21 protein-coding genes and 2 tRNA genes are annotated in these 21,172 nt (G+C 35.9%); 20 read left to right on the plus strand and 3 right to left on the minus strand.

Annotated elements, in window-relative coordinates; translation table 11 throughout:
* Positions 1–64: 64 nt before the first annotated feature.
* Complete coding sequence (locus ACLBXA_RS01995) at positions 65–637, plus strand: helix-turn-helix domain-containing protein (RefSeq protein ID WP_000661914.1); 573 nt, start codon at positions 65–67, stop codon at positions 635–637.
* A gap of 61 nt (positions 638–698) precedes the next feature.
* Here ACLBXA_RS01995 and ACLBXA_RS02000 read toward each other — a convergent pair whose 3' ends face one another.
* A complete protein-coding gene (locus tag ACLBXA_RS02000; RefSeq protein WP_000038411.1) occupies positions 699–884 on the minus strand; it encodes a PspC domain-containing protein in 186 nt (61 codons plus the stop codon).
* Between the two features lie 183 nt (positions 885–1,067).
* Here ACLBXA_RS02000 and ACLBXA_RS02005 point away from each other — a divergent pair, with 183 nt between their 5' ends.
* From ACLBXA_RS02005 to ACLBXA_RS02025, 5 genes are all read left to right on the plus strand, one after another.
* Positions 1,068–2,309: an amidohydrolase family protein gene (locus ACLBXA_RS02005; RefSeq protein WP_447617092.1), complete on the plus strand. Its 1,242-nt coding sequence runs from the start codon at positions 1,068–1,070 to the stop codon at positions 2,307–2,309.
* 98 nt (positions 2,310–2,407) lie between these two features.
* On the plus strand, positions 2,408–3,703 hold the full coding sequence (locus tag ACLBXA_RS02010; protein ID WP_044784568.1) for a purine/pyrimidine permease: 1,296 nt from the start codon (positions 2,408–2,410) through the stop codon (positions 3,701–3,703).
* Positions 3,704–3,868: 165 nt separating this feature from the next.
* The gene (gene gerE / locus ACLBXA_RS02015; protein WP_000659484.1) at positions 3,869–4,093 is read left to right on the plus strand and encodes a spore germination transcription factor GerE; all 225 of its coding nucleotides are present in this window, start codon (positions 3,869–3,871) and stop codon (positions 4,091–4,093) included.
* A gap of 107 nt (positions 4,094–4,200) precedes the next feature.
* Entirely contained in the window at positions 4,201–4,863 is a 663-nt protein-coding gene (locus ACLBXA_RS02020; RefSeq protein WP_447617093.1) for a type 1 glutamine amidotransferase domain-containing protein, read from the plus strand.
* Positions 4,864–5,020: 157 nt separating this feature from the next.
* Positions 5,021–5,659 carry a TetR/AcrR family transcriptional regulator gene (locus ACLBXA_RS02025; RefSeq protein WP_001233010.1) on the plus strand — a complete coding sequence of 213 codons (639 nt, stop codon included), beginning with the start codon at positions 5,021–5,023 and terminating at the stop codon, positions 5,657–5,659.
* Positions 5,660–5,707: 48 nt separating this feature from the next.
* On the opposite strand, the gene ACLBXA_RS02030 is transcribed toward ACLBXA_RS02025, so the two are convergent.
* The gene (locus tag ACLBXA_RS02030) at positions 5,708–6,391 is read right to left on the minus strand and encodes a type 1 glutamine amidotransferase domain-containing protein (protein WP_000728522.1); all 684 of its coding nucleotides are present in this window, start codon (positions 6,389–6,391) and stop codon (positions 5,708–5,710) included.
* Between the two features lie 513 nt (positions 6,392–6,904).
* Between ACLBXA_RS02030 and ACLBXA_RS02035 the strand changes: the two genes are divergently transcribed.
* The 9 genes from ACLBXA_RS02035 (at position 6,905) to ACLBXA_RS02075 (ending at position 13,547) form a co-directional block, all read left to right on the plus strand.
* Positions 6,905–8,230, plus strand: coding sequence for an MFS transporter (locus ACLBXA_RS02035; protein WP_327937911.1), 1,326 nt, complete (start codon positions 6,905–6,907; stop codon positions 8,228–8,230).
* A gap of 213 nt (positions 8,231–8,443) precedes the next feature.
* Entirely contained in the window at positions 8,444–9,253 is an 810-nt protein-coding gene (gene racE / locus ACLBXA_RS02040) for a glutamate racemase (protein WP_000774005.1), read from the plus strand.
* Between the two features lie 234 nt (positions 9,254–9,487).
* A complete protein-coding gene (gene gerM, locus ACLBXA_RS02045; RefSeq protein WP_001126747.1) occupies positions 9,488–10,537 on the plus strand; it encodes a spore germination protein GerM in 1,050 nt (349 codons plus the stop codon).
* A 131-nt stretch (positions 10,538–10,668) separates the two neighbouring features.
* The gene (rph, locus tag ACLBXA_RS02050) at positions 10,669–11,406 is read left to right on the plus strand and encodes a ribonuclease PH (RefSeq protein ID WP_001261763.1); all 738 of its coding nucleotides are present in this window, start codon (positions 10,669–10,671) and stop codon (positions 11,404–11,406) included.
* 11 nt (positions 11,407–11,417) lie between these two features.
* The gene (locus tag ACLBXA_RS02055) at positions 11,418–12,026 is read left to right on the plus strand and encodes an XTP/dITP diphosphatase (RefSeq protein WP_447617094.1); all 609 of its coding nucleotides are present in this window, start codon (positions 11,418–11,420) and stop codon (positions 12,024–12,026) included.
* A gap of 13 nt (positions 12,027–12,039) precedes the next feature.
* Positions 12,040–12,543: a metallophosphoesterase gene (locus ACLBXA_RS02060; RefSeq protein ID WP_000645510.1), complete on the plus strand. Its 504-nt coding sequence runs from the start codon at positions 12,040–12,042 to the stop codon at positions 12,541–12,543.
* Between the two features lie 108 nt (positions 12,544–12,651).
* Positions 12,652–12,725, plus strand: a tRNA-Gly gene (locus tag ACLBXA_RS02065).
* 1 nt (position 12,726) lies between these two features.
* Positions 12,727–12,800 (plus strand) — tRNA-Arg (locus tag ACLBXA_RS02070).
* Between the two features lie 546 nt (positions 12,801–13,346).
* A complete protein-coding gene (locus ACLBXA_RS02075) occupies positions 13,347–13,547 on the plus strand; it encodes a hypothetical protein (protein ID WP_000124591.1) in 201 nt (66 codons plus the stop codon).
* Positions 13,548–13,636: 89 nt separating this feature from the next.
* Here ACLBXA_RS02075 and ACLBXA_RS02080 read toward each other — a convergent pair whose 3' ends face one another.
* Complete coding sequence (locus tag ACLBXA_RS02080; protein WP_000475213.1) at positions 13,637–14,251, minus strand: PH domain-containing protein; 615 nt, start codon at positions 14,249–14,251, stop codon at positions 13,637–13,639.
* A 519-nt stretch (positions 14,252–14,770) separates the two neighbouring features.
* On the opposite strand from ACLBXA_RS02080, the gene ACLBXA_RS02085 reads away from it, so the two are divergent.
* The 5 genes from ACLBXA_RS02085 to lonB all read left to right on the plus strand — a co-directional run bounded on the left by ACLBXA_RS02085 (position 14,771) and on the right by lonB (position 21,103).
* Positions 14,771–15,019, plus strand: coding sequence for a hypothetical protein (locus tag ACLBXA_RS02085; RefSeq protein WP_001983650.1), 249 nt, complete (start codon positions 14,771–14,773; stop codon positions 15,017–15,019).
* A 197-nt stretch (positions 15,020–15,216) separates the two neighbouring features.
* On the plus strand, positions 15,217–16,215 hold the full coding sequence (locus ACLBXA_RS02090) for a hypothetical protein (RefSeq protein ID WP_000358275.1): 999 nt from the start codon (positions 15,217–15,219) through the stop codon (positions 16,213–16,215).
* A gap of 309 nt (positions 16,216–16,524) precedes the next feature.
* Positions 16,525–17,802 (plus strand): trigger factor, encoded by a 1,278-nt coding sequence (gene tig / locus ACLBXA_RS02095; RefSeq protein WP_000105215.1) that lies wholly within the window; start codon positions 16,525–16,527, stop codon positions 17,800–17,802.
* Positions 17,803–18,066: 264 nt separating this feature from the next.
* Positions 18,067–19,326, plus strand: a complete 1,260-nt coding sequence (clpX, locus tag ACLBXA_RS02100) for an ATP-dependent protease ATP-binding subunit ClpX (protein WP_000472289.1) — start codon at positions 18,067–18,069, stop codon at positions 19,324–19,326.
* Positions 19,327–19,432: 106 nt separating this feature from the next.
* Entirely contained in the window at positions 19,433–21,103 is a 1,671-nt protein-coding gene (gene lonB, locus ACLBXA_RS02105) for an ATP-dependent protease LonB (RefSeq protein ID WP_000119171.1), read from the plus strand.
* The last annotated feature ends 69 nt before the right edge of the window (positions 21,104–21,172 follow it).

Raw genomic sequence — 21,172 nt, forward strand, 5'->3', positions numbered from 1 at the left:
TATAGTATGATATACTTTAATTAAATAAAAGTAAACTATTTTATACTTTAAGGTGGTTTTATATATGAAAGAAAATGAAGATATACAAACGAAAGAAGTCATTCAACAAGTTGGACAGTTATTGAGACAAATTCGAAATGAACAGAAATTAAGTTTAGAAGAATTAGCTCATAAAACAGGAGTAAGTAAATTAACATTAGGAAAAATTGAAAGAGGGGAAACAAATCCGACGCTAGCTGTCATTTGGAAAATAACGAAAGGGTTATCAATTCCTTTATCCAGATTGATGGTTGTTGGAGAACCTGTAGCTGTTGCGCGCTGTGGAGAAGGATTTGCAGTAGATGAAGGACAAGCGTGGCATTTAGAAACGATGTTCCGTTATACGAAAGAAACAGGGATGGAAATGCACCGTGCTTGTTTACGATCAAATAGTATATATGAACCAGAAGCTCATCATGAAGGTGCGATTGAGCTTGTAACGATAATGAAAGGGAAAGTGTCTATTCAAGTGGAGAATGATGTATACGAATTAAATGAGTTTGATTCCATCCAATTTGAAGCGAATAAGAAGCATGTTTATAAAAATGAAGAAGAAGAAGTGGCGGTATTACATTTAACGATGAAATATTCTTCATGAAAAAATCACCTATAGAATTCTATAGGTGATTTGCTCTTCTTAAGTATATGAAATGATACCATTAGTACGAACGTGGCATAAGTAATAAACAAATGAAATAAACTAAAAATCCTGTCCCAAAACATAAAACAGCAATAACCCAAATGATACGAATAAGAGTAGAGCTAATATCAAAATATTCTCCTAAACCACCACATATACCAAATAGCATTTTATCAGTTTCGGATTTACATAACTTTTTTGACATATTCCAATCAACTCCTTTTTATATCAAACTGCATACTTTTATTCTATATGGAAATTTATGAGAAGACTATGGGGTTGTATTACATTTTTTTTTGAGAGACGATCATATTAATTGTCTTAATTTTCAGTGGATATTAAACTTGTAGTTATGAGGTGATTTTTAATAAAGGGTGGGGAAATAGGGATGACAGTATATTGGTTGACTAATGTAATGCTTGAATCAAGGTATACATATGAAGAAGAGAGAATTTCGCGAACAGAAACAGAATTATGTAGTTTACTCATTGAAGATGGACGAATTAAAAAAATTATAGAAGGGGTTGTTCAAGAAGAAGATATAGTAATGCTTGATGCTAAGCACTTATTGATGTTGCCAGCTTTCGAAGAGATGCACATTCACATTGATAAAACATATTATAGTGGCCCCTGGAAAGCTTGTAAGCCAGCAGAAAGTATTTTTACACGTTTTAATGAAGAAGAAAAAATTTTACTAAAGCAATTAGCAACTGCTCAAGATAGAGCGGAAAATATGCTAGAGTTACTACTGCGAAATGGTGCAACGAATATTAGAACGCATTGTAATGTTGATCCGATTATTGGACTTGGTAATTTGGAGGCGACGTTAGCGGCATTAGAAACATATAAAAATCGAGTGTCTAGTAGAATTGTTGCGTTTCCGCAACATGGATTATTGCGCAGTAATTCTGTGCAACTCGTGAAAGATGCGATGCGTATGGGTGCTCATCTAGTCGGAGGAGTAGATCCAGCTACAGTGGATAATGATATTGAAAAATCATTACATACAATTATGGATATCGCAGTAGAATTTAATGCGGATGTTGATATTCATTTACACGATGAGAATAATCTTGGAACGTTTACGATGAAGAGATTGGCAAGTTTAACAGAAGAAGCAGGGTGGCGAGGGCGTGTAACAATTAGTCATGCATTTGGACTTGGTGGTGTTACTGATAAAGAGGCTGAAGAAGTGGCAGAAAGACTCGCAGCTGTAAATATTGATATTACTTCAACAGTACCAATTGGTAAACAAGTAATTCCAATTCCGTTATTAGATAAAAAAGGTGTTAAAGTTTCATTAGGAAATGATAGTATTACAGATCATTGGTCACCGTTTGGAACAGGTGATATGCTTCAAAAGGCAAATCGATTAGCAGAGCGTTTTGGATGGAGTGACGAAAGGTCTTTAGGAAAAGCAATTCGCTTTATTACGGGAGGAAAAGAAACGTTAAATAATGAAGGGAAGCGGGTATGGCCGAATGTAGGGGATGAAGCGAGCTTTGTTTTGACAAATGCGACATGCACTGCTGAAGCGGTAGCACGCCAAACAGAAAAAAGTTTAGTCGTGTATAAAGGAAATATTGTTGTTGGAAGCTTAAATGAGCTGGAATTCAATAATCTTGTGTAGAAGAATCGTTTAAATACCTTGGGGAGGGTTCTAATTGTGAATATAGAACTCTTCTTTTTTATTCTTACAATATATTTTTTATAGGAAAGCTAGAAGGGATGGACATTTTGGACAATCAACATAACCAAAATTATATTATGGGAACTTTGCAATGGTTTATATTTCTATTAGCAAATTCAATCGCACTACCAATTGTCGTTGGTGGATTATTTCATCTTACGACGGAAGAAATATTTTATTTAATGCAGCGTACGTTTTTTGTAGTTGGTATATCTTCTTTCTTACAAGGATGGATTGGGCATAGACTTCCAATTGCGGATGGACCAGCTGGATCTTGGGTTGGTGTATTTACAGTACTTGCTTATGCAACTGCCGGACAAGATCAATTGCATAGTACACTGCAAATTTTAGAGTTAGGAATGATAATCTCCGGTGTTATTTTAATAGGATTAGGAGTAACTGGTTTTATAGGACGTATTTTATTTTTATTTACGCCAGTTGTGACAGGGACGTTTTTACTTTTATTATGTTTACAATTAAGTGGTGTATTTTTAAAAGGAATGCTAGGAATTACAGCTACTATTTCTCAAATCGATGGATTTACAGCGATAATTGCGTTTAGTATATTTTTGTTCGTTATTATACTGTCTAATTTTGGAAGAGGTTTTATCAAAAGTTATGCAGTTTTAATAGGATTAATTAGCGGGTGGATTATTTTTCTCATTGCAGGAAAAGTGACGGTTCCATCTCAAGTAACTCATTTTGTACAACTTCCACAAATGTTTGCTTGGGGACTTCCAAAATGGAATACTGGTATGGCAGTATCCAGTTTCGTTATGGTATGTATTTTAGTTTCAAATACAGTGGCAGCTATTATAGCGATTAATCAAGCTACCATTCATAAAGCAACTATTGAACAAAAACAGTTGAAGGATGGTACGTGGGTTGGAGGGATTTCGCATATCATTTCCTCCGTATTTTCAACTGTAGGTATCGTTCCGTTACCAGCAACGGCAGGATTTATACGCTTAACAAAACAAAAATATATACGATCGTTCTTAATGGCATGTGCGTTACTAGTCGTAATGTCTCTTTTTCCAAGTATTATTCGTTACTTAGCATCTTTACCATCGGCTGTCGCATCGGCTGTTTTAATGGCTTCGTTCGTACAATTAATTGGAATTGGATTTAATAATATAAAACAAGTGCCGATGAGTGAAAGGAATGTAACGATTTTAGGAGTGGCAGTATTATTTGGAAGTGGCGTTATGTTTTTACCGTCTGGAGCACTCCAATCCTTGCCGTCTGTTATGCAATATATATTCGGTAATGGTTTATTTGTAGGTACGGTTGTAAGTATATTGCTAGAACAAATATGGCGCGCTGGAAAGTAAGTGGATAAAAAGAGTGTACGCACTGTATAAAAGTCTAAAATAACATAGGAAATAAAGCCCATTTTCATTCACCACCTGCACATTTCGTTCATACAATATCTTGACTAAATAAACACCCAACTTACACATACACAGCTCTGGCTTAAGCAAGGAGGGTTATACCAGTTGAAGGAAAAAGCGTATCAATCTAAACCTTTACTCACAAAGAGAGAAAGAGAAGTATTTGAATTACTGGTTCAAGATAAAACAACGAAGGAAATTGCAGGTGAACTTTTTATAAGTGAAAAGACAGTTCGCAACCACATCTCAAACGCAATGCAAAAGCTAGGGGTTAAAGGACGTTCACAAGCAGTTGTGGAGCTTCTTCGTATGGGAGAGCTCGAACTATAAGAAAGCAGCCGACTTTTATACAAAGAGTCGGCTATTTTTTTGTTTGCTTCACTTGCTATATGAATGATAAGAACACTCCATACATAAATAGGTAATAAGGAGGGGATATGTTGAAAAGGATACTGTTAGTTTCAACAAGTGCTCATGATATGAATGGACACCCGACTGGTTTGTGGCTTGAAGAGCTTGCAGCTCCTTATCATTTATTTAAAAAGGCTAAGTTTGATGTTGATATTGTGTCGATAAAAGGCGGAAGAGTACCTATAGATAGAGTGTCTATTCCGAATGGTATACCTCGCGAATTCAAGCACGTTGCGTCTTTATTGCAAAATACGAGACCGATTTCAAATGTTCATTTTTCGGACTATGATGCGGTTTTATTTGGTGGTGGGCACGGGGCGATTGTAGATTTTCCAGGTAATCCATATGTAGCAAATTTGATTGAGAATATGTATAACAATAACCGGATTGTAGCGGCTGTTTGTCACGGAGTAAGCTCCTTAGTCGGTGTGAAAAATAAGGATGGCTCGTTTTTTGTTGCCGGTAAGCGTATAACGGGTTATACAAACGATGAAGAAAAAGCTGTACATTTAGAAAAGCGCGTTCCGTTTTTGTTAGAAAGTAAGTTGAAAGAAGAAGGAGCTTTGTTTTATATAGCTCCCAATTTTACGCCGCATGTGGTAGTAGATGGACATTTAATTACAGGACAAAACCCGCAGTCTAGTGTGGAAATGGGTAAGGCTATAAAAAGGGCTGTAAATAAATTATAGAAAAGGTGCTCGCTACTCATAAAGGTAGCGGGCATTTTTTCTATAGTGTAAATGAACCCTTAAACTAAAAAGATGTATTGAGTATAGTGACTTCATTTATAATTAATCGTGAATTTGCTATACTATTTTGTATGGACAAAAGGGGAGGCTCTTTTAAATGAGAAAAGTCGCATGTGCAAATACTTATATTAATAAAATCAAGCCCGTTATTAGAAAGGCGAGTTTTAGCCAATTGAAAATAGATGAAATTGCGAAATATATGGATATTAGTAAAGCTACTTTATATAAACGTTTTTCTTCGAAAGATGAAATTATTGAGGCGGTAGTAGAGGATTTCATGAACTATCTACTCGAAGGTGATGCGGATAATCAAGATGAAAGTATGTCATTTACAGAACGGTTCCAAAAGACATTTATCCATTCTTTAAAATGTGTGACATATATTTCGGATGTTTTTTTGCAAGATTTGAAAGAAGCATATCCGCATTTGTCGGATCAATTAGTCGCTGCACAACAAAATCGTAATCATAATTTGCAAATGTTTTTTGAAGCGGGTATGGAACAAGGCTACTTTAATAAGATGAACGCACAATTATTTATGGTGCAAGATGATGTGATGTTAAGACGTATTATAGATCATTCTTTTTGTATTCAGTACGATATTACGTTAAAGAAAGCGATACTTGATTTTTATCAATTGAAGAAGTATCAACTTTTTAAACCAGAGTATATAGATGCAATTGATGATTCGGAAATTGAAAAAGAAGTTATTGCTATTTTGCAAATGATTTCGTAAAAAAGCAGATCTCCCTTAATAGAGGGAAATCTGCTTTTTTAGTACATATTATTTTTGCAACTGTTTTAATACTAATTCGGCTACTGGACCACCTGAAGCTGGGTTTTGACCAGTGATAACACGATTATCTTCTAAAGCATAAGCTTCCCACGGTTGCGCGGCTTTTTCGTAAAGTCCTCCATTTTTAATGAGTTCATCTTCTGTTAAAAATGGAACGAATTGATCTAATTCAGCTAATTTTTCTTCTTCATTTGAAAAGCCTGTTACCTTCTTACCACTAATTAAACGATCCCCATTACTTAATGTAATATGAAATAAACCAGCAGCTCCATGACAAACGGAAGAAACAATTCCGCCGTTTTCATAAATGTTGCGGCAAATATTTTGAAGTTGTTTATTTTCTGGGAAGTCCCAAATAACCCCGTGACCACCTGCGTAATAAATAACAGCGTAGTCTTCTGGATTCACTTCACTCGGTTTCATTGTAGAACCGAGGCGATTCATAAACTCTTTCTTTTGATACCATTCCCAATCGACGCTCTCCGCCATTGCTAAACTATGTGGATCAATTGGTGTATAACCGCCTTGTGGGCTGACATAATCGACTTCGTAACCCGCTTCTTCTACTTTTTTTACGAAATGTACAGCTTCACCAAGCCAAAGTCCGGTAGCCCTATTTAAATTTGGATATTTTTCTACACTTGTTAATACAACTAACATTTTTTTCTTCATCATAATCCTCCTATAATGTCTCTTCTATATAAAAGTTCTGTATTCGTTTCGTTTTATTAAGTTAAAAAATGCAAATTTGAATAATCATGCCAGTCCTTTTCATATCGGATTCGAAATTAGTGTATAATAAATTTCGAACAAAGTAAACTAAAAAGACTAAAATAGTTTAGTTTGTATATTTTTCGTTGACAAACTGTAATGCTGAAACTATGATAGTTCCATGAATATCGAACAACATTCTTGTTTCGTGTCGAATTCAATTTACCCCGCTATTTTCCGGGCAGTAAGACCCCCACCTCAAAATTCAGCGGAAGCAAAGAAGTTAGGTGGGGGATCAACTCCCCGTAAAAGTCCGATTGATGAGGGCTGGTTAAAGTTTCACTTTATCGCGCGATAAGGTAATACCTTTTATACATTTAATGAAGTTGTTTAGTGGTGATACAACATTTAAATAACTTCATTTTTCATCTATAGTTTGACAATTTTAAAATTGCAATCAGGAGAGTGTTACACATGGGGAAAGATATAAGTAACCATTCGAAATGGTTTTTTTTTACATTATGTTTTATTGTTTTGTTAGGACCGATGAACGCTGTGTTATTTAATGTAGCGCTAGAGGATATTGCCAATGATTTATCAATTAGTCAATCGAAAGTAAGTTGGGTTGTAGTGGGGTATTCTTTAGTTGTCGGTATTGGTTCGATGATATATGGAAAACTGGCTGATCGTTACAGTGTAAAAAGGCTATTAATTATTTCTATTATCATATTTGTAGCTGGTTCTATTGTTGGGTTTGTGAATCAATCTTATGAGATTATCATTTTCGCAAGGTTAGTGCAGGCGAGCGGGGGAGCAGCGTTTATTTCGCTCAGTATGATTGCGGTGGCAAAATTAGTTGCTCCAGCTAAAAAACCGGGTGCGTTAGCAATGATTAGTTCTTCTATTGCATTAGCGGTTGGTATTGGACCTTTAGTTGGTGGGGCAATTACAAATACGTTAGGGTGGCCGTATTTATTTTTATTTATGGTTATTTCAATGATTGGTATTTTCTTGCTCGTAAAATTTATGCCAGAAGAGGCGCAACATACCGATGAAGTGTTTCGCTTTGATTTCATTGGAGCAGTTTTATTATTTGTATTGATTACGACCATTTTATTAGGAGTGAATATTAATAGTTGGCTTTTTGTGTTATCTGTTGCTTTCCTATTTTTATTCAGGGCTCATATGAAGAGAACAGAGTCGCCGTTTATTGATATTGAGTTGTTTACAAATAAACCATTACTTCGTTTAATAGCGGTCGGATTTATCATTAATGTGGCGTTATGTGCTAGTTTATTATTATTACCATTACTGTTAGGAAGAGGACACGGATTGTCTCCATTCGTTATTGGAATTGTATTGTTTGTTGCATCTCTCTTTGGTATTGTATCTAGTGTTATTACCGGAAAGATTATTCCTTCGTTTGGGAATGTGAGGATGATGTATGTAGCGTCTGTAGTTATGATCATGGGCTTTTTAATTTTAGGGATTATTCCGAATGGGAACTTACTCTTTATTTTATTTGCGGTTATTTTAACATTTATGAGTTATTCGGCAATTCAAGTATCATTAAACACATTTATACCCAAAACATTAAATCCAGCTAAAGTTGGAGTTGGTCTTGGTTTATATAATTTAATTAACTTTTTCGGTATGGCATTTGGACCAGCTGTAGCGAGCAAAATTATGGAATCTACAAATAGTTATCGATTGAATTTTATTTTGCTCGTCATTTTAATTTCTGCTCATTTCTTCTTATTAATGGGAATGTCTTCTTTTCAAAAAAAGATGGAGCAATGAATATGCACCTTATATAGAAGAAACCGACTTTCTTATAGAAGGTCGGTTATTTTTCTGTCTTGCAAATTACGAAAAAAAGGAGCAAAATAAAAAAGGTCCTAGTCTATACATGGGCAAATGAAAATTTTCATACAGAAGCATTTGAAGTGAGCGAACTTAAAGTGTGTAAAATATAATGATAAACATAAAAGATGATGAATGAGAAAACGGGTGATGAAGTTGAATAGAGCAATCGGTGTTATCGATTCAGGAGTTGGCGGTTTAACAGTAGCGAAGGAATTAATTCGTCAGTTGCCGAAAGAGCGTATCATATATTTAGGAGATACAGCACGTTGTCCTTATGGTCCACGTTCTCGAGAAGAAGTGCGTCAATTTACGTGGGAAATGACGGAGCATTTACTAGATTTAAATATTAAAATGTTAGTTATTGCGTGTAATACAGCAACTGCAGTTGTATTAGAAGAGATGCAAAAACAATTACCAATTCCAGTAGTAGGAGTTATTCACCCAGGATCACGTACAGCTTTAAAAGTGACAAACACGTATCATGTTGGGATTATTGGAACGATTGGAACCGTGAAAAGTGGTGCATACGAAGAGGCGTTAAAGTCTATTAATAACCGTGTTATGGTAGAAAGTTTAGCTTGTCCACCTTTCGTTGAACTTGTAGAGAGTGGGAATTTCGAAAGTGAAATGGCGTACGAAGTTGTAAGAGAAACGCTGCAACCACTGAAAAGTACCGATATTGATACCCTTATATTAGGGTGTACACATTATCCGATTTTAGGACCTGTTATTAAAAAAGTAATGGGAGATAAAGTACAACTAATTAGTTCTGGTGATGAAACAGCACGTGAAGTAAGTACAATCTTATATCATAGTAAAATGTTGAATGAAGGAGAAGAACAAAGCGATCATCTCTTCTTAACAACAGGAAAAATAGGCTTGTTTAAAGAAATTGCATCAAAATGGTTCGGTCAACCGATTGAAAATGTGAAGCATATTCATTTAGAAAAAGAATAATAGTAGAATTCATATAAGTAAGCTCCTGAGAAATCAGGAGTTTTTGTTTATCCCGCTATTTTCCGGGCAGTAAGACCCCCACCTCAAAATTCAGCGGAAGAAAAGAAGTTATGTGGGGGATGAACAAAACTCCCACTGATTAAAGTTTCACTATATAAGAGGCACAGCTTGTTCTAAAATGTGAAACGGCTCGTATACATAATAGTACAAACTTAGATTTTAGGGGGGAATGGCATGCCTAAATCCACTTTTAAATGGGTTGTTGGTGCTACTGTGAGCGCTGTTTTACTAACAGGGTGTGGCTTTATAAATCAGGAGAAAGCAACTGAACAAATTGATCCGCCAAAACAAGTTACGTATACAGAGGGTGGGAAGAAAGAAGTAGCTAAAAAAGATAAGCAAGGGCAAATGGTAAATAGAGAACTATACCTTGTTGATAAAAATGGTTATGTTGTACCACAAACATTAGCTATACCTACTCCGAAAGCAAATGAGACTGTGAAGCAAACGTTAGAATACCTTGTGAAAGATGGACCAGTAACGAATTTATTACCGAATGGGTTTCGTGCAGTCATTCCGGCGAATACAACGATGACCTTAGATTTGAAAAAGGACGGGACGGCAGTTATTGATTTCTCTAAAGAAATGAAAAACTATGCGAAAGAAGAAGAGCGGCAAATCGTTGAATCTATAGCGTGGACGTTGACGCAATTTACAGAGATAAAACAAGTGCAGTTCCAAATAAATGGTGAGAAATTGGCAAAGATGCCTGTTGGTGGTACACCGCTTGGTGAAGGAGTGAGCCGTGCAAATGGTATTAACTTCGATGATGAACAAGTAGCAGATGTAACAAATACAAAACCAGTCACACTGTATTTTATGGCGCAAAATAATAATAAACAGCAATATTACGTACCAGTAACGCGCCGCGTTGCTGAAGGAAAAGAAAATGATTATGCAGCAATTATAGATGAGCTTGTAAAAGGTCCGATTCATCAATCGCTCCTGAATGATTTTAATCCAGGCGTTAAGCTTATTACGAATCCGAAATTACAAGACGGAAATCTTACATTAAACTTTAATGAAAATATATTTGTAAACCCAGATAAAAATATGATTTCAAATTACGTATTGAAGTCGTTAGTTTTATCTTTAACAGAAAAGAAAGGTGTGAAAAATGTTTCTATTGAAGTGAATGGAAAAGCAAATCTTATAGATGAAAAGGGCGGAAAGTTAATAAAACCTGTAGATCGTCCAGAAAACGTGAATACAGGTAGTTTTTAATCTTGAATAATTTGATATACTTAAGTAAGAAAGGAGAATTGCTTTTTGGGTTCTCCTTCTTTTATTGTATACATATCATACATTTAAAATTGGCTATACTAACGAGTAGTAATTAAGAGGAGGTTATTTTTATGCGAGTAGATGGTAGAGAGAAAACAGAATTACGCCATATACATATTCATACGAATTATTTAAAACATCCAGAGGGATCTGTATTAATTGAAGTTGGGGATACAAAGGTGATTTGCTCAGCGACAATTGAAGAGCGTGTACCACCGTTTATGCGTGGAGAAGGAAAGGGCTGGGTAACAGCTGAATACGCGATGATTCCGCGTGCAACAGAACAACGTACAATTAGAGAGTCAAGCAAAGGGAAAGTAACAGGACGTACAATGGAAATTCAGCGTCTAATTGGACGAGCATTACGTGCGGTAGTTGATTTAGAAGCGCTTGGCGAGAGAACAGTTTGGATTGACTGTGATGTTATCCAAGCAGATGGTGGAACGAGAACAGCGTCTATTACAGGTGCATATGTAGCGATGGTACTAGCTTTTGAGAAGTTATTACAAGCAGAAAAAGTATCTAAAATTCCAGTAAAAGACTATTTAGCAGCAACGTCAGTAGGGATTGTTGAAGAGCAAGGTGTTGTTTTAGATTTAAACTATGCAGAAGATTCTAAAGCAGACGTTGATATGAACGTGATTATGACTGGAAAAGGCCAATTTGTTGAAGTGCAAGGAACTGGAGAAGAAGCGACGTTTAGTAGAGCGCAGTTAAATGAACTACTTGATGCTGCGGAAAAAGGCATTTTCCAACTGATTGATATGCAAAAAGAAGCTTTAGGCGACATCGTATCTCATATAGAGTAGAGGTGGAAAGTATGAAACAAGTTGTTGTAGCGACAAAAAATATGGGTAAAGTACGTGAGTTTGCTGAGTTATTTGAGCGATTTGATTTAGAAGTAAAATCATTACACGATTTTCCTCATATTGAAGAAGTTGAAGAAACAGGTGAAACATTTGAAGAAAATGCGATCTTAAAAGCGGATAGTTTGAGTAGACAGCTGAATTCGATCGTAATTGCGGATGATTCGGGTCTTATTGTAGATGCTTTAAACGGAAAACCAGGAGTGTATTCAGCGCGTTTTGCTGGTGAACTGAAAAATGATCAAGCAAATATCGATAAAGTGTTACAAGAATTAAATGGCATTGACTTTGAAAAGCGTAAAGCACGTTTCTATTGTGCATTAGCAGTTGCTTTCCCTGAAGGTGATAAAAAGCCTGTCATTGTAAATGGGACATGTGAAGGATTTATTTTAGAACAACGCCGCGGAGAAAATGGTTTTGGATACGATCCGATCTTTTATGTGGAAGAATACAAAAAAGCAATGGCGGAATTAAGTTCAGATGAGAAAAATGCTATTAGCCACCGTGGTCGTGCTCTTCGTAAGTTAGAAGAAAAAATCCCGGAATGGTTTTTAGGAGAATAAGGGAGAGAGTATGATGAAAGCTTTAATCGTAAGCGATAGTCATAGCTCTGTGAAGGAATTACAGCAGTTGAAAGAGAAATATGAAGGGAAAGTAGATATCATGATTCATTGCGGTGATTCAGAGCTAACGCCTGCTCATGAAGAAATGCAAGGTTTCCGTGTTGTAAAAGGAAACTGTGATTATGCTAACTTTCAAGATGAAATTGTAACTGATGTAAATGGAATTCGCTTCTTAGTTGTGCATGGACATCGCCATAATGTGAAAATGACATTACAAACGCTAGCGTACCATGCGGAAGAAGTAGGAGCGCAAGTTGCATGCTTCGGACATTCTCACGTATTAGGTGCGGAATTAATCGACGGCGTTTTATTTATTAATCCAGGCAGTATTTTATTACCACGTCAGCGTGTAGAAAAGACATTTGCTGTATTAGAAATGGATGAAAATCAAATGGAAGTTCGTTTTGAAACATTAGACGGACAACTAGTTGAACAAGCAGTTTTTAAAAGAGGATAATAAAATTTATCCTCTTTTAAAAAAGGTGTTGACTTTATGTATGGTTATACATATAATAAATATTGTCGATAGGGCAACGGCGCTAACGAAGAAAAGAAAATAACATATGCGGGTGTAGTTTAGTGGTAAAACAAGAGCCTTCCAAGCTCTGGTCGAGAGTTCGATTCTCTTCACCCGCTCCATGTCCCAGTAGCTCAGCCGGATAGAGCATACGCCTTCTAAGCGTACGGTCGGGAGTTCGAATCTCTCCTGGGACGCTAACAAAAACCTTGTTATCTTTTGATAACAAGGTTTTTGTTTGTCTAAAAATTGATGTTTGGGTTATAAGTGTAGTTCATTCTTAATATCTGCGACCTTTCCTTCGATATTAAGCAGTTGCATATGTACTTCTTTTTCTTAAATAAAAAGAGCGCCGTTTATCCCGCTATTTGCCGGGCAGTAAGACCCCCAACTCAAAATTCAGCGGAAGCAAAGAAGTTAGGTGGGGTCGGGCTGTCCGTAAAAGTCCGATTGGTGAGGGTTGATTAAAGTTACACTTTATGCGCCCTGTTCCTCATATTTAATTTAAAGAATCAATAGGCTTATGGTAGAACTCAAATCCATATCCAGATTCTCCTAATTGTTCACTTGCAATGTTATAAAAGTTTTTACCATTCTAGTGTGATTGAGTAGCCGTTATCGGAACTTATCCCTGATAGTGTGTTACAATTAATAGAAGCGGAAAACGAGAATCTCCAATTGACTGGACGTGTGATTAGTTGGACAGTTTAAGAAGGTTGTATAAAAAGGGAGATGGCGCAAAGATGGCGAGAACAAAAGAGAATGATTTAACGGAGAAATTGGCAGAAGGTCAACGGAAATATGGTGACGGCAACTTTACAGTACAGAACATCGGTGATGAAACTAATCCGAATTGGACTGTCGTAAAAAATGTGAGGAAGGGATCGGCAGGCATTCGCGAAGGAGAAGATATATTAAGACTGCGATCAAAATATATAAAATAGTACGGAATGGGCGGAGCGGGAGTTCGAATCTCTCCTGGGACGCTAAAAAAACCTTGTTATCTTTTGATAACAAGGTTTTTTGTTTTAAATTAGTTATTAATAAACTTCTCAAATACAAAACCATAATCTTTCACATTGTATTGTTTCTTCGTATCAACAAGCCAGTTAAAGGCAATCTCGTTCATCTCTTTAAATTGCTCTGCTAAGTTTACTTGTGCGTTTGAAATACGGCTGAAAGCATTAGATGCCATATCTAAACTTTTATGTGCATATTGTAAAGTAATGTCGTTGTCGTATGAAATTTCTTCAATTTTAAGTAAAGCCTTATATAAATCTTTTAATTCTTCAATATGTTTTTTATGAACATCAATTGAGTAATGCTCATCTCCCATTTGAAACTTAATTTCTATATCTAAATCAATCGTTCCTGCAGTTTCAAGTGCTACGTTTTTAATTTGATATTTACTATAGCTATAGCGGCGCAGTGTGCGTTTTTTACTTGTTGCGCTTGTACCATCTAGGTGGAGTAATCCTTTGTTTGTGAAGCAATATTCATCTGATTTGGATTTAATTAGAAAATAAATTTTCTCTCCATCTTCGTGCATCACGTAATCATCAGCATCAACTTTATCGTAATCTTTCGGTGTAATGACAGAACCTACATCGCTTAACCCTAAAACATCAGCAGCTACTTTTTTGAACATATATAATCCCCCTTGTAAATTAAATTCTTAATTGTACAAAAATATATTAACATGATTTTCATTTTTTGTTTTCTTGTAATACGAAAATATCTGAAGGTAAGTTAAGAAAAGTAACGCATAATTATTTTGATCCTAAATTATTTAGTAAATCTATTAGTCTAAGAGTCGATTCGCCGAAAAGTAACCAAGAGAAAAAAGCTAATTTTGCAAGTGATTATAGAGAAATTTCGTGAAAACACCTCAAGCGATATGAGGTGTTTTTCAATCCCTTTTTGAAATCTTACAATTCTGTAAGGTAACTGTAAGGTAGTTCGATGGTAAGAAATTGCTAATCTTTTATAATGAAGATAACAACGATAAAACGAGGAGGAAGAAATGATGAAAGGGTTAGTTGTAACGGGCTTAACGGTTGCTTTTGGATTTGTAGCGTATGAGAAATTAACGTATGTAGTCGATGTTGTGAAACATTTGATTGCTTAGAGAAAACAGCTATGAGAGGGAAAGGGAATGAGTGAATGAATGGAATGGTTATTTGGAATTATAGGTACTTGTAGTGTAGTGTTATTGTTCTTTGTCCCAAGTGGTATACTTAGTTCGACAACAAGTTTGTTCTTCTTAAGTTTGTTTGCTTGTACGATGCTTATTATTATGTTTTTAATGAAGCGAAGTAAACCAATCTTCTATTTTAGCATGATTGTTATGGCAATTATTGTTCTCCAAATTATTACCCTTGTAATATACCCCACAATTATAAAAGCTTTCCATTAATGATGAATCCTCTGCGCTTGTTGCTGGGGATTTTTATTTGTACAATTTTAATTTTTAGTAGAGATTTACTCGTATCGGAATATAAAAATTAAATATTTTTATATTTCAAACAAATGATTTAGGGATGTTGTGTTCTCATTACGCATTTGATATATTTACTTTGAGCATAATTAAAATCAAGAAAAAGAGGCGGACGTATGGATAAAAAAGAAAATACGGTCGTATTGTTTCCACAACTATCAGAGCGCTATATTGATGAAGGTTTTTTAGCGCTGAAAGAGCGGAAATTCGAAGATGCATTGCGTTGCTTTGAAATATTACGTCAGTATAATGCGGAAACGGAACAAACGGAATTAGCTTCAGTTATTTGTTTACTCGAATTAAAACGTATGGAAGAAGCGAAAGATAAATGTGAACAGTTGCTTAAAACAGGAGTTGTCTTATTTGGTGATATTCTTGAAACGTACGTAACAATTTTAGTTCAAACAAATGATTATGAAGGTGTTATTGAAACTGTTGAAAAGGTTTTACAAACGAAAGATATAATGCCTGATCAAAAGGAAAAATTAGCGCAGCTTGCTTTATTTGCAGAAGGTATGCTAAATGAGGGAGACGCATCGCTAGTGGATTCAAACTTTGAATTGGATGAGTTTACTAATGAAATTTTTGGAGAAAACTTTGGACAGAAGCTAAGAGCGATTCAGCGACTTTCGTTAAAAGATTTAGATCTTGCATTACCTGTTTTAAAGAAATTTTTAATAGACGAAGAGCAGCACCCCTATTTGAAAACTTCTATTTTGTATAAAATGATAGAAAGTCAGGTAGAAGAAGAAATAGAGGTAGAAAAGTTTGGAAATACGATTAAGGTGATTCCAGCATTTACAGGTCATAATGAGGAGCAATCCAATAACATTATACATAAATTATCAAGCCGATTAGAGCAAAATTATCCCGATATATTTGAAGCGATGGTTACATATTGGAAAGAGTTGCAAATTAGCGTTTTCCCATTCGCTCTATTAATGGATAAAGAAGAGATTTGGTCAGCTGTTTTAGAGAGAATTGGAAGAAAGCGTTTCGGATTGGCTATTGATGAAGAAGAGCTTATGGCAGCATATAATATCGAATTGGAAGAGTTTCATATTGCCTATCAATGGTTATTACGTGTTGAAAGAGAAGGATATTTGCCCGTATAATTATGAAAAAGAATCGTTCAGTTCTTGAAACGAGCATATTCTATGTTATAATGTAAGGGTTGCAAAAGGCAGAAATCTGCCTGTTTGTAAGAGAAGAGAAGTGCAATTCTCTTACTTAATATGTTTCATATTATTCTCGAACAAAATATACCGTAGTTGTCTTCTGGGCAATTAGTAGATTGGAACATTATATCTGAAAGCTTTTGCTAGAGGGTTATTTGTGTATTTGTTATTTCAAAAAAGAGATAATGAAGATTTTAATCTATAGAGGTATGTGCATACATTATTATAGTTGGAGGGAAAGAATAAATGTCTACAAAATGGGAAAAATTAGAAGGTAACGTTGGCGTTTTAACAATCGAAGTTGATGCTAAAGAAGTAAACAACTCTATCGACGCTGCGTTCAAAAAAGTAGTAAAAACAATTAACGTACCAGGTTTCCGTAAAGGAAAAATGCCTCGTCCATTATTCGAACAACGCTTTGGTATTGAATCTTTATACCAAGATGCTTTAGATATCATTTTACCAAAAGCATACGGTGAAGCGATTGAAGAAGCTGGTATCTTCCCAGTTGATCATCCTGAAATCGACATCGAGAAGTTCGAAAAAAATGCTAACCTTATCTTCACTGCAAAAGTTACAGTGAAACCTGAAGTTAAATTAGGTGAGTACAAAGGTTTAGCAGTAGAAAAAGTTGAAACAACTGTAACTGACGAAGATGTAGAGAACGAATTAAAATCTTTACAAGAGCGTCAAGCTGAACTAGTTGTTAAAGAAGAAGGAACTGTTGAAAACGGTGATACAGCTGTAATCGACTTCGAAGGTTTCGTTGATGGCGAAGCATTTGAAGGCGGAAAAGGCGAAAACTACTCTCTAGCAATCGGTTCTGGTACATTCATCCCAGGTTTCGAAGAGCAAGTAATCGGTCTTAAATCTGGTGAGTCTAAAGACGTTGAAGTATCATTCCCAGAAGAGTACCATGCTGCTGAATTAGCTGGCAAACCAGCAACATTCAAAGTAACAATTCACGAAATCAAAACAAAAGAACTTCCTGAGTTAAACGACGAGTTCGCTAAAGAAGCAGACGAAGCGGTTGCAACTCTTGATGAATTAAAAGCAAAACTTCGCACAAACTTAGAAGAAGGCAAAAAGCACGAAGCTGAGCACAAAGTACGTGACGAAGTAGTAGAATTAGCTGCTGCTAACGCTGAAATCGAAATTCCAGAAGCTATGATCAACACTGAGTTAGATCGTATGGTTCGTGAATTCGAGCAACGTTTAAGCCAACAAGGTATGAACCTTGAGCTTTACTACCAATTCACAGGTACTGACGCTGACAAATTAAAAGAGCAAATGAAAGAAGATGCACAAAAACGTGTAAGAATCAATCTTGTTCTTGAAGCTATCATTGAAGCTGAAAACATCGAGGTTACTGAAGAAGAAGTAACTGCAGAAGTTGAAAAAATGGCTGAAATGTACGGTATGCCAGTAGACGCTATCAAGCAAGCTCTTGGAAGTGTAGACGCTTTAGCTGAAGATCTTAAAGTGCGTAAAGCTGTAGACTTCTTAGTAGAAAACGCTGCATAATAAAATAACAAGGCACGATTTTAATCGTGCCTTGTTTTATAAATATAGAAATATATTTATAAAACTTTTCGATGGAGAAGGAAATGTTCCTTTACAAGTCGAATATACATATTTCAAAAGTTTTAAAATTTTTTTATTTGTACATAACTAGTCATATTATTTGTATTTCTCGCCACGTAGTGACATAATATGTATTTACATACGATACATTTATCGTGTACATACGAAGGCAAGAGGTTAGCACTTTGTAAGGGGTGTGAAAATATGTTTAAATTTAATGATGAAAAAGGGCAATTAAAATGTTCTTTCTGTGGTAAAACACAAACGCAAGTTCGAAAGTTAGTGGCAGGTCCAGGTGTTTACATTTGTGACGAGTGTATCGAACTTTGTACTGAAATTGTACAAGAGGAGCTTGCGAAGGACGAAGAAGTAGAATTCAAAGATGTACCGAAACCGGTAGAAATTCGTGAAATCTTAGATGAGTATGTCATCGGGCAAGATAGCGCGAAAAAAGCACTAGCGGTAGCGGTATATAATCATTACAAACGCATTAATTCTAACAGCAAAATTGATGATGTAGAATTAGCGAAGAGTAATATCGCACTTATCGGGCCAACAGGTAGTGGTAAAACATTACTGGCACAAACGTTAGCGCGTATTTTAAATGTTCCATTTGCAATCGCGGACGCAACATCTTTAACAGAAGCTGGATATGTTGGGGAAGATGTAGAAAATATCTTACTAAAATTAATTCAAGCAGCTGATTATGATGTAGAGAAAGCGGAAAAAGGAATCATTTATATTGATGAGATTGATAAAGTGGCACGTAAGTCCGAAAATCCATCAATTACACGTGATGTATCTGGTGAAGGTGTGCAGCAGGCACTTCTGAAAATTTTAGAAGGTACTGTAGCAAGCGTTCCACCTCAAGGTGGTCGTAAGCATCCGCACCAAGAGTTCATTCAAATTGATACAACGAACATCTTATTCATTTGTGGTGGAGCGTTTGATGGCATTGAGCCGATTATTAAACGTCGCCTTGGTGAGAAAGTAATTGGATTTGGTTCTGAGAAGAAAAATGCTGATGTAAATGAGAAGCATGTTTTATCTCACGTATTACCAGAGGATCTTTTAAGATTTGGTTTAATTCCAGAGTTTATCGGTCGTCTTCCAGTTATTGCGAACCTAGAGCCACTTGATGAAGATGCTCTTGTTGATATTTTAACGAAACCGAAAAATGCACTTGTTAAGCAATTCCAAAAACTATTGGAGCTTGACGATGTTGAGTTAGAGTTTGAAGAAGGTGCACTAATCGAAATTGCGAAAAAAGCAATTGAACGTAAAACGGGTGCTCGTGGACTTCGTTCTATTATTGAAGGCTTAATGCTTGATGTAATGTTCGAACTTCCATCTCGTAAAGATATCGAGAAGTGTATTCTTACAAAAGAAACAGTAGCTGATAATGAACCGCCAAAATTGGTGTTACAAGACGGTACTGTACTTGATACAAAAACATCTGCATAATGCGAAAGGGAAACAGCAATTTTTATAATTGCTGTTTTTCTTTATGTTTAGCTACGTTCCTCCGCGGAAATACTAAGAGATAAAATATTGCGGGAGGAAATAAATAATGAGCTGGACAAATATATTTTTAGTTGTTCAACTTGTTTTTGGTGTAATTGTCGGATTATATTTCTGGCATTTACTTCGAAATCAACGAACACAAAAAGTTTCAATTGATCGAGAATCGAAAAAAGAATTAGAACAGCTTCGTAAAATGCGTGAGATTTCTTTAACAGAGCCGCTAGCAGAAAAGGTGCGTCCTACAACCTTTTTAGATATTGTAGGGCAAGAGGACGGGATTAAGTCGTTAAAAGCGGCTCTTTGTGGTCCGAATCCGCAACATGTAATCATATATGGCCCGCCAGGTGTTGGGAAAACAGCGGCAGCACGTCTTGTATTAGAAGAAGCGAAACGAAATCCTAAATCTCCATTTCGTACGAATGCAACATTTATTGAACTTGATGCGACGACAGCTCGGTTTGATGAACGTGGTATCGCAGACCCTTTAATTGGTTCGGTGCATGATCCGATTTATCAAGGTGCTGGGGCGATGGGACAAGCAGGTATTCCGCAACCGAAAAAAGGTGCTGTAACAGATGCGCATGGTGGTATTTTGTTTATTGATGAGATTGGCGAACTCCATCCGATTCAAATGAACAAAATGTTAAAGGTGTTAGAAGATCGAAAAGTATTTTTAGAAAGTGCGTACTATAGTGAAGAAAATACGATGATTCCAACATATATACATGATATTTTCCAAAAAGGCTTACCGGCAGATTTTCGCTTAGTTGGAGCAACGACACGTTCGCCAGAGGAAATTCCTCCTGCTATTCGGTCACGTTGCTTAGAAGTATTTTTCCGTGAATTAGATACGGAAGAAATTCAAAAAGTAGCGAAAAATGCCGCGGAAAAAGTAGAAATGCAAATAGGCGAAAATGGTATTGAAATGATTGGGATGTATGCAAGAAATGGACGAGAAGCGATTAATCTCGTGCAAATCTCTGCTGGTATGGCGATAAATGAAGAACGTTCTTTCATTAAAGATGAAGATATAGAGTGGGTTGTTCACTCAAGTCAGCTTACACCGAAATACGAAAAGCACATTTATCCGATTCCAAGGATTGGTCTTGTAAATGGTCTTGCTGTATACGGACCAAATACAGGTGCGTTATTAGAAATTGAAGTAACAGCAATTCCGGCGAAAGATAAAGGGTCGGTAAATGTTACCGGAATTGTAGAAGAAGAAAGTATTGGTAGTCAAACGAAATCGATTCGCCGTAAAAGTATGGCAAAAGGCTCTGTTGATAATGTATTAACAGTACTTCGTTCTTTAGATGTGTTGCCAGAAGGATACGATATACATATTAATTTTCCAGGTGGTATCCCAATTGATGGACCTTCTGCAGGAATCGCTATGGCAACAGGTGTATATTCTGCGGTGCATCGCACATATGTAAATAATGAAGTAGCGATGACAGGTGAAATAAGTATACACGGAGAAGTAAAGCCTATTGGTGGCGTGTACGCAAAAATAAAAGCTGCGAAAAAAGCGGGAGCTAAGAAAGTCATTATTCCTGCTGAAAATATGCAACCATTTTTGTATACTATAAAGGGAATCGAAATTATTCCTGTCCGTAAGTTAAAAGAAGTATTTGAGTTAACATTTATGCAAGAAAATGCGCATAGAGAGCTAGATGTACATACTAACGTAGACGAAACAGATGCACAATCTATGTAAAAATAAACAATAATAAAATTTGCCAGACTTCGTTTAAGTTTGTATGCTTAATCGGAGTCTTTTTTCTTT

The sequence above is a fragment of the Bacillus sp. D48C genome, from assembly GCF_053345735.1.

Excerpts from the sequence above, each read along its gene's own strand:
- ACLBXA_RS01995 (WP_000661914.1), top strand. The coding sequence starts at position 65 with ATGAAAGAAAATGAAGATATACAAACGAAAGAAGTCATTCAACAAGTT.
- ACLBXA_RS02000 (WP_000038411.1), bottom strand. The coding sequence starts at position 884 with ATGTCAAAAAAGTTATGTAAATCCGAAACTGATAAAATGCTATTTGGT.
- ACLBXA_RS02005 (WP_447617092.1), top strand. The coding sequence starts at position 1,068 with ATGACAGTATATTGGTTGACTAATGTAATGCTTGAATCAAGGTATACA.
- ACLBXA_RS02010 (WP_044784568.1), top strand. The coding sequence starts at position 2,408 with ATGGACATTTTGGACAATCAACATAACCAAAATTATATTATGGGAACT.
- ACLBXA_RS02020 (WP_447617093.1), top strand. The coding sequence starts at position 4,201 with ATGTTGAAAAGGATACTGTTAGTTTCAACAAGTGCTCATGATATGAAT.
- ACLBXA_RS02025 (WP_001233010.1), top strand. The coding sequence starts at position 5,021 with ATGAGAAAAGTCGCATGTGCAAATACTTATATTAATAAAATCAAGCCC.
- ACLBXA_RS02030 (WP_000728522.1), bottom strand. The coding sequence starts at position 6,391 with ATGAAGAAAAAAATGTTAGTTGTATTAACAAGTGTAGAAAAATATCCA.
- ACLBXA_RS02035 (WP_327937911.1), top strand. The coding sequence starts at position 6,905 with ATGGGGAAAGATATAAGTAACCATTCGAAATGGTTTTTTTTTACATTA.
- racE (WP_000774005.1), top strand. The coding sequence starts at position 8,444 with ATGAAGTTGAATAGAGCAATCGGTGTTATCGATTCAGGAGTTGGCGGT.
- gerM (WP_001126747.1), top strand. The coding sequence starts at position 9,488 with ATGCCTAAATCCACTTTTAAATGGGTTGTTGGTGCTACTGTGAGCGCT.
- rph (WP_001261763.1), top strand. The coding sequence starts at position 10,669 with ATGCGAGTAGATGGTAGAGAGAAAACAGAATTACGCCATATACATATT.
- ACLBXA_RS02055 (WP_447617094.1), top strand. The coding sequence starts at position 11,418 with ATGAAACAAGTTGTTGTAGCGACAAAAAATATGGGTAAAGTACGTGAG.
- ACLBXA_RS02060 (WP_000645510.1), top strand. The coding sequence starts at position 12,040 with ATGAAAGCTTTAATCGTAAGCGATAGTCATAGCTCTGTGAAGGAATTA.
- ACLBXA_RS02075 (WP_000124591.1), top strand. The coding sequence starts at position 13,347 with ATGGCGAGAACAAAAGAGAATGATTTAACGGAGAAATTGGCAGAAGGT.
- ACLBXA_RS02080 (WP_000475213.1), bottom strand. The coding sequence starts at position 14,251 with ATGTTCAAAAAAGTAGCTGCTGATGTTTTAGGGTTAAGCGATGTAGGT.
- ACLBXA_RS02085 (WP_001983650.1), top strand. The coding sequence starts at position 14,771 with ATGGAATGGTTATTTGGAATTATAGGTACTTGTAGTGTAGTGTTATTG.
- ACLBXA_RS02090 (WP_000358275.1), top strand. The coding sequence starts at position 15,217 with ATGGATAAAAAAGAAAATACGGTCGTATTGTTTCCACAACTATCAGAG.
- tig (WP_000105215.1), top strand. The coding sequence starts at position 16,525 with ATGTCTACAAAATGGGAAAAATTAGAAGGTAACGTTGGCGTTTTAACA.
- clpX (WP_000472289.1), top strand. The coding sequence starts at position 18,067 with ATGTTTAAATTTAATGATGAAAAAGGGCAATTAAAATGTTCTTTCTGT.
- lonB (WP_000119171.1), top strand. The coding sequence starts at position 19,433 with ATGAGCTGGACAAATATATTTTTAGTTGTTCAACTTGTTTTTGGTGTA.